Source organism: Amycolatopsis sp. CFH S0740, assembly GCF_004522315.1.
GTDB lineage: Bacteria > Actinomycetota > Actinomycetes > Mycobacteriales > Pseudonocardiaceae > Amycolatopsis > Amycolatopsis nivea.
In genome coordinates, this window is sequence record NZ_SDLS01000016.1 from 89,612 (window position 1) to 103,622 (window position 14,011).

Annotated in this window: 11 protein-coding genes and 1 pseudogene; 7 read left to right on the forward strand and 5 right to left on the reverse strand. The window is 64.9% G+C overall.

The window, feature by feature from the left end; translation table 11 throughout:
* The first annotated feature begins 73 nt into the window (after positions 1–73).
* From EIZ45_RS25785 to EIZ45_RS46925, 5 genes and pseudogenes are all read left to right on the forward strand, one after another.
* A complete protein-coding gene (locus EIZ45_RS25785) occupies positions 74–661 on the forward strand; it encodes a hypothetical protein (protein WP_134662617.1) in 588 nt (195 codons plus the stop codon).
* 92 nt (positions 662–753) lie between these two features.
* On the forward strand, positions 754–1,497 hold the full coding sequence (locus tag EIZ45_RS25790) for a site-specific DNA-methyltransferase (RefSeq protein WP_240690588.1): 744 nt from the start codon (positions 754–756) through the stop codon (positions 1,495–1,497).
* Positions 1,494–1,718, forward strand: a complete 225-nt coding sequence (locus EIZ45_RS25795) for a DNA-binding protein (protein ID WP_134662615.1) — start codon at positions 1,494–1,496, stop codon at positions 1,716–1,718. The genes EIZ45_RS25790 and EIZ45_RS25795 overlap by 4 nt, the downstream gene beginning before the upstream one ends.
* 1,346 nt (positions 1,719–3,064) lie before the next feature.
* Positions 3,065–3,529 carry a tyrosine-type recombinase/integrase gene (locus EIZ45_RS25805; RefSeq protein WP_240692035.1) on the forward strand — a complete coding sequence of 155 codons (465 nt, stop codon included), beginning with the start codon at positions 3,065–3,067 and terminating at the stop codon, positions 3,527–3,529.
* Between the two features lie 192 nt (positions 3,530–3,721).
* Positions 3,722–4,451, forward strand: a pseudogene (locus EIZ45_RS46925) (DUF2637 domain-containing protein).
* A 350-nt stretch (positions 4,452–4,801) separates the two neighbouring features.
* Here EIZ45_RS46925 and EIZ45_RS25815 read toward each other — a convergent pair.
* Entirely contained in the window at positions 4,802–6,613 is a 1,812-nt protein-coding gene (locus tag EIZ45_RS25815) for a VWA domain-containing protein (RefSeq protein WP_043837219.1), read from the reverse strand.
* 517 nt (positions 6,614–7,130) lie between these two features.
* Here EIZ45_RS25815 and EIZ45_RS25820 point away from each other — a divergent pair.
* Positions 7,131–7,694: a hypothetical protein gene (locus EIZ45_RS25820; protein ID WP_134662612.1), complete on the forward strand. Its 564-nt coding sequence runs from the start codon at positions 7,131–7,133 to the stop codon at positions 7,692–7,694.
* 392 nt (positions 7,695–8,086) lie between these two features.
* Here EIZ45_RS25820 and EIZ45_RS25825 read toward each other — a convergent pair whose 3' ends face one another.
* A complete protein-coding gene (locus EIZ45_RS25825; protein WP_081685074.1) occupies positions 8,087–9,355 on the reverse strand; it encodes an IS701 family transposase in 1,269 nt (422 codons plus the stop codon).
* A 312-nt stretch (positions 9,356–9,667) separates the two neighbouring features.
* Between EIZ45_RS25825 and EIZ45_RS25830 the strand changes: the two genes are divergently transcribed.
* Positions 9,668–10,246 carry a hypothetical protein gene (locus EIZ45_RS25830; RefSeq protein ID WP_134662611.1) on the forward strand — a complete coding sequence of 193 codons (579 nt, stop codon included), beginning with the start codon at positions 9,668–9,670 and terminating at the stop codon, positions 10,244–10,246.
* Between the two features lie 7 nt (positions 10,247–10,253).
* Here EIZ45_RS25830 and EIZ45_RS25835 read toward each other — a convergent pair whose 3' ends face one another.
* From EIZ45_RS25835 to istA, 3 genes are read right to left on the reverse strand one after another with little or no spacing between them, the layout of a single operon-like run.
* On the reverse strand, positions 10,254–11,132 hold the full coding sequence (locus EIZ45_RS25835; protein WP_370318182.1) for an SAVMC3_10250 family protein: 879 nt from the start codon (positions 11,130–11,132) through the stop codon (positions 10,254–10,256).
* A 38-nt stretch (positions 11,133–11,170) separates the two neighbouring features.
* On the reverse strand, positions 11,171–11,971 hold the full coding sequence (istB, locus tag EIZ45_RS25840) for an IS21-like element helper ATPase IstB (RefSeq protein WP_043833244.1): 801 nt from the start codon (positions 11,969–11,971) through the stop codon (positions 11,171–11,173).
* Complete coding sequence (gene istA / locus EIZ45_RS25845) at positions 11,968–13,602, reverse strand: IS21 family transposase (RefSeq protein ID WP_043833242.1); 1,635 nt, start codon at positions 13,600–13,602, stop codon at positions 11,968–11,970. The genes istB and istA overlap by 4 nt, the downstream gene beginning before the upstream one ends.
* Positions 13,603–14,011 lie beyond the last annotated feature (409 nt).

Sequence of the window (14,011 nt, forward strand, 5' to 3'; positions counted from 1 at the left end):
TGCGGCCGACACCGGTGCGGGTTCGGGTCGTTGTCGGTGTCATCGCAGGGTATCAGATTATGTCGGATTAGCCGTGTCTGATTTACCGGAAGACGCGGAGGCGGGAATGAATAATCAAAAACAATTCTCAGAGACCTTGAGTTCGCGAATCTCGGCTATTACTGATGCTTCAGTGGACTGCTGTCTTGTTCGGTTGCCCGCTTCGTCAGTGCGCCTGCGTCAGGTACGGACCCTTGCGGGAGAACTAGATCGGCTCTTGAAGCCCGAGGGGTCCGCGTGGCTCACCGTCGATGACAACCGCACGTCGGGCGGTCTTGACGGGCTGACGTGGCGGGTCGCGTTCGTGCTCCAGAATGACGGCTGGCTTCTTCGCAACGCTGTCGTCGTCGGCGTCGAGGACGGCAAGTGCGAAACTGTGCTGTTCTTCGTGAAGCAAGCACGCTATTACTTCGATCTGTCGGCAGCTCGCTCAGCGCTGGGTCCAAGTCGCGGTGATGTTCTGCTGGCAGGACGAACCGCCCTCGCGGACCGGGTTGTGCTTGCGGCATGCCCGGAAGGCGGGGTCGTCTTGGATGTGACGGACGGGCCGGAAGCAAGGGCGGCCGCAGATCGCTGGGGGCGCACGCTTGTCCGCGTGCCACAGGCCGAGGCGGTGGCGTGATGTTGGTTCACGACGACGGGCAAGTAGCTCTTTACTGCGAGGACGCGGTTGTGGCATTGCGATGTCTGCCGGCCGGGTCGGTGGACTGTGTGGTGACATCGCCGCCGTACTGGGGTTTGCGGGACTATCGGATCGCCGGGCAGATCGGCGCCGAAACCACGGTGAACGACTATGTCGAGCGGCTTGCGGGCGTGTTCGAGGAATTGGCGGTCGTGCTCGCACCGTCTGGCTCGGTGTGGCTCAACTTGGGGGACAGCTACGGCGGTTCCTGGGGCAACTATGTCGCTGCTGGTTCGGCGGCGCGTACCGCAGCGACGCGGTCTCGGTCGCCGTACGGCTGTCATCGTCCGCCGCAGGCAGGGCGTCGGGCGAAGGATCTGGTCGGGGTTCCGTGGCGGGTCGGGCATGCGTTGCAGGATCGCGGCTGGGTGGTACGGCGGGAGATCGTCTGGCACAAGCCGAACGCACGCCCGGAAAGCGTCCGGGACCGGTTCTCCCACCGGTACGAGACGATCTTCGCGTTGACCCGAGACCGTCGAGACCTGGGCGAGACCGGCGAGACCGTGGCCGAGACCTGGGCGGGACAAGAGCTGTGGACGGTCTCGGCCGGGCGAAGCGGCACCGGGCATCCGGCGGTGGGAACGCTGGAGATCGCCCGCCGGTGCGTGCGGTTGGGATGCCGGTCCGGAGGGACAGTGCTGGACCCGTTTTCGGGCAGCGGGACCACGGGTCTCGCTGCCCAAGAGCACCGGTGTCGTTTCATCGGCATTGACCTCGATCTCGACAGTCATCGGGTGGCGTTGCGCCGACTCGGCCTCGATGAGGAACAGCCATGACTGTCGACGTGCAGGGGATGACATTGGCTGAAGCTGCGGCCTTGCCGGCGGTGGTGGACTTGATGACGGCCGCGCGAGCGCTGCGGATCCGGCGGACGACCGCCTATGCGCTGGCTCGCGCTGGCTCGTTCCCTTGCCCTGTTCTGCGTGTGGGAGGCGTGTATCGAGTTCCGACGACGGGATTGTTGCGGCTGCTGGGCGTCGATCACCTGATGCGGTGATCTCGCATCTGCTCGGGCTTCCCCGAGCGCGGGTCGCAGCGCGAGTATCGACGCCCGAGGAAACGCCCTGGTGGGTGATGGCCAAGACGAGAGGGGAGCAGCAGTGCCTGTCGCGAAAGGATCGGTGTTCCGGCGTTGTTCGTGCCGGGACGCGAAGGGGAAGTCGTTGGGCGGCGAGTGCCCGAAGCTGCGGAACAAGCGGCACGGGCAGTGGTTCTTCCGTATCGAGCTGCCGCCTGACGCGGCGGGCAACCGGCGTCCGCGTCGGCGCGGAGGCTACGAGAGCGCGACCGATGCCGAGACCGGTCTCGGTCGTGTCCGGGACTTGCTCGCGCTCGCGGAGGAGGACGACGAGGAGACGCTGCGCAAGATCGGCGATCTCGTCGCGGCGGCGATCGCGCAGAAGCAGCCGCTGCCGGAGGTGGAGCCGGTGCGGCGGCTGGTGCGGGCAGCCGCACCAGCGCTGGAGCATCCGTACATGGACGAGGTGTTCGATGCGTTCCTGGTATTGAAGAAGCGCACGGTGAGCCGGAACATGTACCGCTCGTACGAGTCGCACGTGCGGCTTTATCTTCGGCCGCATCTGGGGAAGGTGCGGCGGGACCGGCTGCGGGTGGGGCATCTGGACGCGATGTTCGAGGCGATCGTGGACCACAACGAGGTGATCGCGGAGCACCGCGCCAGCGGTGATCCGCGCAAGATCGCCGCGGTGAAGTGGCAGCGTCCGGTGGGGCCGTCGTCGCTGCACCGGATCCGGGAGTCGTTGCGGGCGATCTTGAGTCCTGCGGTGAAGGAGGGGTTGCTGCCGGTGAACGTGGCGAAGCTGGTGGAGTTGCCTCCGGCGGTGCGGCCGCGGCCGAAGCTGTGGACTCCGGAGCGCGTCGCGCTGTGGCGGGAGACCGGAGAGGTTCCGTATCCGGTGATGGTGTGGACCGGCGAGCAGACGGGGGAGTTCCTCGATTCGGCGGTGAACCATCCGCTGTATCCGTTGTTCCATCTGATTGCCTACACCGGGCTGCGGCGGGGCGAGGCTTGCGGTCAGCGTCGTTCGGACACGTTCCTGGACGCGGCGAGTCTGGAGGTGGCGAACCAGATCGTGCAGTACGGGTGGGAAACGGGGCAGAGCAAGCCCAAGACCCCGTCGTCGGAGGGGGTTGTCGCGCTGGACCCGGACACGGTGCTGGTGCTGCGGGCGCACCTGGCCAGTCAGGACGAGGCGAAGGCGAGGCTCGGCAGCGACTGGGTCGAGAGCGACTTGCTCTTCACCTGCCCTGAGGGCAGTCCGTTGCATCCCGCGGACGTCGCNCGAGAGCGACTTGCTCTTCACCTGCCCTGAGGGCAGTCCGTTGCATCCCGCGGACGTCGCGGACGAGTTCGCTCGCCTGATCCGGGAAGCCGGTCTTCCGCCGATCACGTTGCACGGGCTGCGGCACGGCGCTGCGACGCTGGCGTTGGGAGCGGGGGTGGACATGAAGGTGATCCAGCACATGCTCCGCCACTCCTCGATCAAGGTGACGATGGACCTCTACACCAACGTCGCCCAGGAAGTCGCCGCCGACGCCGCCCGCAAACTCGCCGGAGCGATCCCGCGGAAGACGGCGCTGCACCCGGCCCGCGCTCTCGGGCTCCCCTCGGGCTCGCAGGAGACCACAATGGACAGTCCGCAACCGGAAGAAGTGTGTTCGGATAGCACAAATCCCCAGGTCGAAAACTTCTCGAACCTGGGGAGTGAGGGTGCGCCATCAGGGACTCGAACCCCGAACCCGCTGGTTAAGAGTCCACGGTCTGACCTGCCGGGCGGTGCCGAGTGACGTCGGACAAGACCTTTTCGTCCGCTCAGGGTGCGGATTGGACAGTCCGAAGTGTTGTCATCTGTCACTCGGTGTCGTCGTGTCCATGTTCTCTCGGGCTCCCCTCGGGCTCACAGATGTCGGTCTCTGTCGCATGGTCCGACCGGGTTCGTGGTGCTGGGGTCGCTGGGCGGGTCGGCGGGGGTGGTGGCGATGAACGTGGTTGGTGATCGGGTACGTCGGGATAGGGCGTTGTGGATCCAGTGTGGATGTACGGAATTGGTGGCTCTTGGTGCGGCATACGCGTCGTATCGTCATGGTCGGGAGTTCGTGTTGCGGTTTAGTGCGGATGCGTCGACGGCGTCGATCTGGCCGTTGATCGTGGACGGTCTGCTGACTACGGCGACGGTCGAGCTGTGGAAGAACGGCCATAGTGCTCGTGCTGGTGGGCGCTGGGCGGCCTGGCTGGCCTTCGGCTTCGGTATCTCGCTGTCGCTGTGCGCGAACATCGGTTCGGCTTCGCGGTTGAGCGTGTTCGGCGTGCTGGTGGCTGCGTGCCCGCCGCTGGCGGTGTTGCTGCCGGTGGAGCTGCTGAACGGCGCCCTGAAACGGCGAAGGGGCCGAGGCTGCGCCTGTGGCTACGGGTCGTGTTTCCGAGACCGGCGACGAGAGTGAGGACTGGCGCGAGTCTCATGTCGAGACTGGGGCGGAGGTCAGTCTCGCTGTGGTCTCGGACGAGGCGAGGCTGACCGCGGAGGAGCGGATGTGGGCCTACTTCGTGGTGGAGCGCGCGAAGGGGCGCACGCCGAGCGGTGCTGAGCTGGATCGGATGGTCGGCATGCACAATTACGGTCGGCGGATGGTCCGGAGGTGGCGTGACAACGGGCGGCTATCGGCGTCAGTGGAGCAGCGACCGTTGCGTGCCGTCCAAGCCTCTCTGTGAGTCAGCCTGGAACTTGCGCCGAGGGTTGGCCGGTAGATCGTGGGACTCCGGCCAGTACGGCGACTGGACGTCGCTGTGGTCCCGCCGGTTGGCCCGGAGCCTGGTCGGAGCGGCCCGCCGGTGCCGCCTGGCTTGATCGTGATTGGGGCACGGCTTGCCGCTGGCTCGTGTCGACCGTTCGGGGCCGCGAGACTGGCTCCACGCACGGGCTTCTGCTGCAGGTACGAGCCTGACGTGAACGACCGACTTCGTCCAACGGGGGAGACCGTTGCTGAGCTCTGGTCTGGCCATGTTGGTCAAGTAGGTCCGCAGGAGTGAAACCCACGTTCAGTGTCAAGGCGGATCTCAGTTTATTCGACCACCAAGGGCCGTAACTCCTCTCTGAACCGGGGGTGAGCTGGCGCATCTACGAGGTGGAGGTGCACTCTGGCGCCGGCGAGCCGGTAGCTTTCAAGCGCTACCAGATCGTTGTCCGTCCACCGACCGTCGGTGATCAGGTGAACGTAGAGATTTATCCGGTGAGCTGGGACATTGCCTAGCCCCGCTTGCCATTCGGCCACTGCTCGTTCGAGGTCCTGTCCGCTGTCGCCCGGTGCAAGCTGAATCCGAGCTTTCGCGATTGCTTCGGCGGAAAACTCCCGAAGCAACCTGAGTCCAGGCGTCGGGCCGCCGAAGGTCGACAGGAACAGGAGGTCGGCTCCGGCGAGGCTGTCGGCCCAGCGAGGACGGGGTACGTTTCTGGCCAGCTCTGCCATGGCTTGAAGATGCTTCTTCGCTGCACGCGGTGGCATGCTTCTGCTGATGTCACCGGCGATGATGGTGACCTGCGGTCGGGGGAGTTCCTGCCACAACTCCACTAGCCACTCGGTGGTTGCAGGTCCTGAGGCGGATCCGGGAACGAGGGCTTCGGCAACTCCCACCGGGGTGCCGGCGAATTGCTGGACGTGCAGCTGATCAGTGCCCGTGCTGGTGAAGTAGGACGCGCCGAGAACTCGGCGGGGTCGCCACTCGAGCAGCGGGAGGGTCGCGCTCTTGAGGTCCTGCGGTCCGTAGTTGGAGCGTGCTTTCGCTTCGACAGCGAGCAGGACCGGTTCGATATCGGTGCCCGGTGAAGCTGGTTCGGTGGGTGCCTGGGCAAGAGTGACGAGGAGTTCCGGACGGTCGCGCAGGCCTGGGAACAGTGAGGCTGGCGGGACCGACTCGTGCTGGTAGTAGCAGCGGAGTTCTGTGCCGTCGATCAGCTGTGCTGTCGCGATGGCCTCAGGGTTCGTAGAGCCTGCCTTGAGATCCCATGCGCCGTCAGTCAAGGCGGGAATCCATCGACTGGTGTCGTAGCTGTCGAGAACCAGCCTGAGGATCCACAGCTCGTAGACCTGCCATCTGGCCTTCCAATACGGCAGGTCGAAGAATCGCTTCAGCTGTTGGGCACTGACGTCGCGAAAGCAGCCGATGAGGTCCGGCAGGCCTAGGCGGAGGTAGTCGGCGAAGAACCGAATGCTGTATGGACACTCCGGCCTGGACCACACGCGAGATGTGACCTTGGGGAGCAAGCGCGCCAGGTCTTCGAGGAAGCCCGTTCTTCCGTCGACGAGTGTGTCTGCCTGCATGTCGTCATCGGACATCGCTGCGACGGCGACACGCAGTAGCTGCTCCAGTTCGCGGTACTCCGCGGCAACTCCGGGGCGGCAGTTCTTGCACCGCGCGGACGGCGGGATCGTGCCGTCGAGGCACGAGGGCTTCCAATGTGAGTCGTGAAGGGTCAAGAGCTTGCTGTCGGGTGATAGCAGGGATGGGTCGAACTCCGTCCTCGACACTTCCTCCACGATCGTTTGCTCGTAGGCTTCGTAGCGGGAGGGGTCCAGGTCCATCGTCTGTATCTGGGCGTCGGTCACCCTGACGCTGAGGTTGGCGGTGGACCGGACGTCAGCCAGTCTTCCGAGCCACGCGTAGAGGTCGTGGACCATCCTGGCCACCGGAGCGACCGCCGAGGCGAGCGCGGCCAGCACGTCGCCCGGTGGCACGGCCTCCAGCGCGTTCGCCAGGTCGGCTCCGGGGGCGACGCCGAACGCGCTCCGGAGCTTGTCGGCGAGGTCGGTGTCGCCTGAGGCGGTGCCGAGTTCCAGGACGGCGATGAGATCGGAGACGGAGGCCTGATCTGCCATCCCCCGACTTTGCCAGAGCCGCTATCAGCCGCTCCGATCGGTACCCGTCGCCGGACCAGGAGCCTCGGGGGTGCCCCAGCGACCCTCGCCGCTGATGGTCAGCACGAGGTAGATCGGCTGGCTGGTGACGCCCGTTGTGGATCTTCAGGTTGGGTGCCGTCGAGGAGGATCTTCGGACCGCGCAGGCGAGCGGCCGCATTTGTTACTCCACCATCGCCTCGTGCGCCGTGTCCTTGCCCGCCTCGGGATCGGCGTCCCACTCAGTGCCATCAACAGGCCGGAGGCGGTCGAGCGCTGGCGGAGTAGGAGATTCATCCGTTCGACGAGCTCCAAGACCTCCCAGCGGCAGGAGTGCAGGCGCTCGCCGACCTTGCTGGAGGACCTTGCCGAGCACTCTTGTCAATGCAAGAGTCTCACAGCGTAACGCTAAAGGAACAATAGCCAGATATCCAGGTTAGTCTTCTTTGTATCAACAGAATAAGGCCAGCTTGCAGGTCCTTGTGTATAATCTTGAAACGTGATCCCGTCGATCGGTAGAAAGGGGAGGGGGCTCGTGGGCGCGGATCCCTTGGCGCGCGTTATGGCAATATTTGGTGCAGTCATTTCGTTTGCAAGCCTGATAGTATCGATCGCAAACTACCGAAGGGGGGCTCGAAGAATAGAGGTCGCCGTCACTGCGGTCGATATCCGGACAACGCACTCGATGGACCGATATCGGCCATTTGGTGACGTAAGTGGTACCGTGCGGGTTTCCAACCACGGGCCGCATAGTTTTCCTATCAAAAAGATCAGCATAGTCGGAGAAACTGTGGAGATTCCAGTGAATCCGCGTGAAATGGACGAAGATCCGCCGGAAATTAAGGAATTGCGAATAATAAGTCCGAGTCATGAAGAGTCTATCGAGCTGCGCAGTCATGGTTCCATTACTCAATCATTTAAATTTGTGCCACAAGTGGAAACAAATCTAAGTCGATATAAATGGTACCTATATCCGAGTATTACACTGGAAAACGGCGAAGTGATCGCTGGTCCTTCGTTCCTGAAGTCAAACTGGCCTGCGGACTGGGTGAAAAGGCTGTAGCTTCACCACGTGCCAGAGTGTTCGTGTGCACACGTGGCCATGGTTGCAATCCCTCGCGATGGCTGCATGTTGGAGGATGTCCCCGCCGCAGCTGTCGACGGGCAATCGTGGTTAGTCGAGTTCGCCCTGGCGTCGGGTCATGGTGTACTGGGGGGCGAGCACCGGGTCCCGCGACATATGGAGCTGCCATGCGGCGAGCCACCCCACGTGACGGAGCAGTGGATCGGTATGGGCGGGGCCGCCGTGGCGCCGACGTGTCACGTGCTGGCATCGTCTCGGTGGCAGTCCAGGGGTGCGTAGCGTCGAAGACCTGCTTGCGAACCGGCAGTGCGAACTTCGCTGGCACGTCATCGCTGCGGTGCGGTGGCGCGTGCTCTAGCCGTTGGTGCAGCTTAGTACTCCAGCTGTAGTTCGTGATCGGGTGCTGGTTGTCGGTGTCGTCGCTGGTAGTGGCATTGTCGGGCGCGGTGTTGGTGGTGCCGGCGCCAGGTTGACCAGCCCATGATGTCGATGACGGCGCGGGCTGGTTCGAGGACGAGTGTGCAGTAGAGGTGCTTGATCTCGTTGCGTGTCAACGGGATCAGGCCCTCGGGTGGCATCGTGTCGCGGGCGTGGGCAGCGACGGCGGCGAGGAAGGCGTGGGCGAGCATCACCAGCGTGGTCCACCGGTACCAGGAGGTCCAGGTGCGGACCTGGTGCTGGTCGAGGCCGGTGAGTTCTTTGCCGGTCTGGAAGGTTTCCTCGATGGTCCAGCGTCGTCCGGCGACCCGCGCCAGCTCGGCCAATGCGACCCGTTCAGGGCTGTAGCAGCGGTAGAACGCGGTCTCGCCGGTGCGCCGGTTGCGGCGCATCAGCACCCAGTGACAGCCCGTTTTCCCGTCCGGACGCAGCCGGATCCGGGCCCAGTCGTAGAAACGTTGTCCTTTCGCGCCGGCTCCGACGGACAGCTTCTGCCAGGCCCGTTTCCGCAGGCCAGCAGCGATCTCGTCGGCTCGGACCCTGCCTGCGGCGGTCGGGACGCGGTAGTCGCACGCGACCGCCAGCACGTAGGCCTGGCCCCGTTTCTCCAGCGGGTCGCGCAACCCGGCGGCGTCTTTGCCGTAGACCTCGTCGCCGGTCACCCATCCCACCGCGACACCCGCGTCGAGCACCCGCGCGATCATGGCCGCGCCCTGGCGGGACTTCGTCGAAAACCTGACCTCGCCCGGAACCCCGGCCTTCTCTCGCCGATCCCGGTCGTCGGCCCAGCTCTCGGGAAGGTAAAGCTCCCGGTCGATCAACGTGTGCCCGCGCGAGGTCGAGTACGTCAGGAACACCGACACCTGCGAGTTCTCGATCCGCCCCGCGGTGCCGGTGTACTGCCGCTGCACCCCGACAGTGCGGACGCCTTTCTTCACATCCCCGGTCTCGTCGAGAACCAGCATCGCGTCACTGTCGCCGAGGTGCTCGACCACGAAATCCCGCAAGTCGTCACGAACCCCGTCGGCGTCCCACGACGCCCGCGACAACAGGTGCTGCATCCCGTCCGGAGTCCGGTCCCCGACCTGCTCAGCGATGGTCCAGCAGTTCACCCGCGGCAGCTCCGAGAGCAACCCCTGCACGAACCGGCCCGCCCGACGCCGGGTCTCCACCCGGCGAAACCGGCCCGCCACACGGGCCATGACCTCACCCAGCAACCACTGCCACCGACCACGGTCTACGCTGGCAACCGCGGCCACCACACGATCTTGAGTTGTCTTCACAAACACCCATGATCACGTGGTGGCCGCGCCTATCTCACGGACACGCCCAGCACATCACGAACTACAGCTGGAGTATTAGAAAGCGTAACATCTGCGGCGGATCGGGCAGCGCGAGGAGAGCCCTGATCCGACAGTTGTTCGGATTTGGCCCAGCAACTTGCCGATCCGGGCCTGAATGCGAAGGAATCGACTCCTGGTGAAAGGAGACTTGTGTCATCTGAGGTTGTTGTGATGGCAGCCCTTCTGATCGGGCTCGCTGTTGGCTACTTCGCGGCGCAATATCGCTCGCGACGTGACATCCGAGTGCTTGAGCGAAACATCGATGTGCATCTGACGCTGGCTCGCGCGCAGCTCCAGATGCAGGTGGACTCGGCCGCGGAGGCACAGAAGAATGCTCGGCGTGCCGAAGCCTACGATCAGTTGGGACGATGGCTACATGATCTCGAACGTACAATTGACGAGGTTTGGTCCGGGTGCTGCATGGACGACGCTTCTGTGCGTGATCAGGCAAGAGCTACATTGGATCGGTGGCCCTGGGAGACTCTGAGGGTGCCATATGAGTTCGCGTCAGCTCAGTTCTATTGGAGCGAGATGACCCGTGAGCGGCTGCGTGAATTTTCCGGTATCTCGAGTAAGTTTGTCAACAGCGCCATGATAGCCATTGGTGCTGATATGTCAGGCGAGGAGGAGCAAAGGCGGTTAGGCGAATGGAAGTCTCGGGTGTGGGAAAGTCGGTCAGACCTGCTTGCTGCCATAGATCGAGTTCGTGACCGAGTCGGCGTTGAACTCGAAGGCGTGACTCGGCGCTGAGGAGACGTCAGTCGGCTCGCCGCATGGAAAGTTTCAGTCTGCGCCATCCCTGTCGGATCCTGCGAGGCGGTGGAATCTCGACATAGAGTGGTGTCCCCAAGATGAGTCTGGTGACCCGCTTATCGTCGTCGATATCTCGCAGGACGCGAGCTATCCCTCGAAGTCGTCCGCGGTCCGGAGCGGGAAAGGCCGATCGCATGAGTCCGCCGAAAACCTCACGGACGATACTATCGGGATCCAGGCGGGGGCGATTCCAATGCACCAGGCTGGTAAGAAATTCCGGCACCACGTGGATGCCCTTCCGATCACGTTCCTCGAGTGCTTTGATAACCTCATATAGCCAGTCGCTTCCTGAGCCCATGCGACCGCTGGAGGCGATTCGATCTCGAAGATGATTGACAGACCCGCACAGGAGCAGTTCGATCTCCTGAGATCCCGGCCCAGGGTCGATACTGCCTCCGAACAGGACGATATCGTCGCCGACCTCGGGGATGGCACTGTCCTCATGCCCGGTTCCGTACGTCATGTCGAGGTCAAACGACACCCACTGATTGGCTTGAAGCCCGGGTGACGAGAAGTCGACAACGCGGCACGTGCGCTCGAGATACCGAATCACTTTCTCCAGCTTCGCGGCCGTTTCAGCCGACGTCACAGCGGTGTTCGCAGCTCCCCCGTATGTCAGCTTCGTCGAAGCGCCGGGCACGCCCACGGTCGCCTCAACGGACCGGGGTCGTATGGTCGACCACTTGGTTTCGGCAAGTTGAATTGGCTCCGGTGCGGCATCTTGAAGTGGCCCCGGCTGCCGGGTTGTGTGATCGGTCGGCATTCTGATCTGGCCCCACCTGCGGTCGTGGCGAGCGGTTCCGGCACTCTGATTTGGCCCCATCTCCGCGCACTGTTTCCGCTGGTCAAGCGGTGGTCGTGTTAGCTGGCTCGGGTGCTGCGGCGGCGTTTGGTGGTGCGCAGCCGGAAGGATTCGGTGCCGGTCTCGATGATCGACGCGTCGAACGTCAAGCGATCGACAATCGCGGCGCAGAGCCGGGGATCGGTGAAGGTGCGGGCCCATTCGCTGAACGCGGAGTTGCTCGCGATCGCGATGCTCGAGCGTTCCTCCCGCTCGGTGAACACCTGGAACAACAGCTCCGCGCCCCGCCGGTCCAGCTCCAAATACCCCAGCTCGTCAAGGCAAAGGAGATCGACGCGGCCGTAGCGGGCGATCGTCTTGGACAGGTGTTTGTCGTCGGCGGCCTCGACCAGCTCGTTGACCAGCGCGGCGGCGGTGACGTAGCGGACCCGGAACCCGGCTTCCGCTGCGGCGGTGCCGAGCCCGATCAGCAAATGGCTCTTGCCGGTGCCGGAGTCCCCGATCATGCAGACCGGCTGCCCCGCGCGGATCCAGGCTCCCTTGGCGAGGGTGTGGACCAGCGCCGGCGGGACGTTCGGGTTCGCAGCAAAGTCGAAGTCCTCCAGCCGTTTCGCGCGCGGGAACGCGGCCTGTTTGACCAGGCGGGCCTTGCGGCGGACCTCGCGGTCCTCGCACTCGATGAACAGCAGCTCCGAGAGGAAGCTCTTGTAGGTGGCCTGCTGCCGGGCTGCGGCGGCGGCCTGGTCGCCGAACCGGTCGCGGATCGTGGGCAGCCGCAGGATCCGGCAGGCCTGCTCGATCGCGGCGTCGGCGGCTTCCTCGGTGAGCTGGTCCCGGCCGCGGGCGGTGGTGCGGGTCATGACGCGGTTCCCTTCCTCGACGGATTGCGCAGCAGTTGGTCGTAGGCGGCGACCGACGGCTCAGGCCGGGAGTCCGGCGGCAGTTCGGCGTCGCGGCGGCGGTCGGGCAGCGACACGACCTTGCTGCGGCTGCGCTGCGGCCTCGGCGGGTCGACCGCCGCGGTGTCGCCGGCCGCGGCGGCGTGTTTGCGGGCCTCGATCGCGACCACGTCAGGCGAGACCGACCCGGCCTCCAGCGTGACGCGGATCCCGGCGAGCACGTGCGCATGAGCCATTCGCCGGTGCAGCAACAGAACTTCGATCAGCAGCCGGGTCCCGGCCTGGTCGCCGTGCTTGGCCCGGGCAGCCGCCCAGAACGCGTCGTGGGCGGCGGTGAACCAGCCTTTCTCCCGCGCGTGGACCAGCGCGGTCGCTCCCCGCAGCGCACCCGGCTTGCCGGCCAGGACCTCCAGGTAGTGGTCCAGCACCAGGTGCTGACCGCCTTTGGTGGTCAGCCGCGGATGCCGCGCGACCTCGACGGCCCCGTGCAGGACGACCAGTTCTTCGGCGTCGAGCTTGGCCCGGACCGTCTGCCCGATCAGTCTCGCCGGGACCGAGTAGAGCGCCTGACGGACGGTGATCCTGGCGTAGCGGTCGACCCGCGGCGTCGTGGTCAGCGCGATGTCGAACTCGTCGGACGGCAACGCCGCCAGCAGCGGTGCTTCGCAGGCGAAGTCCTGCCCGATCGTGGCGGCCCGCCCGTCGACGTGGCGCGCGTCCTCGGCCAGGTCCGCCGCGGCGAGCCTGTCGTTGACGCCCTTCAGACCGGAGATGTCGGCGATCTTCGGGACCGGGACGAACCAGCGCCGCCGGAACCGGCCGCCTTCGCCCTCGACTCCGCCTTTCTCGTGAGCGCCTTCTTTGCCTGGCATGCAATAGAAACTCGTGATCCCGTAAGCTGATTTGAACAGCACCCAGCGATCAGTTTCGACCCGCGACCGTCCAAAGCAGACCCGCCGCACCGCCGAAGACAAGTTGTCGTAACGGATCTCGCCGGCCGGAACCCCGCCCAGCTCGGCGAACGCGGCAACATGCCCGGCGAAGAAAGCCTCCTGCCCCTGAGAAGAATAGACCCGGTGGATTGCCTTGCCGGAGAACGACATCCGCAACGTGAACAGGAAGCACTTCGTGTCGACGCCGCCGACGTTGACCCAGACCTCGGCGAAGTCGACCTCGGCGTCCTGTCCCGGAAGATGCGTCTGCGGAACAAAACCGTCCACCACGCCCGCGCGGCTGCGGGCCTCCAGCGCGATCTCCGGACGCCGCTTCGCGACGTAACTCGACACCGTGCGATAAGCGATCGTCGCGTCGTGCTCGTCGACCAGCCGTTCCCAGATCCGGTGCGCGGTATGCCGCTGCTTGCGCGGCGCGTCCAGATCCTCCCGCAGCATCGCATCCATCGCACCGCGCAACGGACCCGTCACCGGCGACGACCGGACCGGCGTCTTCCGCGGCGGCGGCACCGCCGACCCCAGCGCCTGCCGCACCGTCCGGCGATGCACCCCGTGCCGCTCAGCCAACGCCCGCACCGACAGCCCCTCGACCCGGGCATCACGGCGGATCAGCGCGAACAACTCCACCCTGGACACCATCCCGGCTCCCACACGGACGGCCCCTCCCCGGCACTGTCCGCCCAGAAACCTCCGCTCGACCGACCGACTCGCACACCACGAGCCCGAATTCCCCCGATCGGTGGGTCCTGCACGCAATGCCGAACCGGGGCCAAATCACGATGCCACGGCCAACCACTTGCCCGCGTCCACGAACATGCCATGAAGCTTGCGTTCTGACAGATACAGCAGCTCGCGCATCAGGTCATCGTAGCGACTCGCTCCGGTCAGGTGATCTGTAACTGGTTGAACCGGTTCGTAGGGCGGAAGTGGTCGTCACGCGCACACTCCCCACGCGAGCGGAACCTGGTCTCCTTGTCCTAGCTCGCTCGACTAGCAGACTGTCCCTGTTCCGTCGCCGGAACAGCCAGATGATGACCTTGAATTGTGC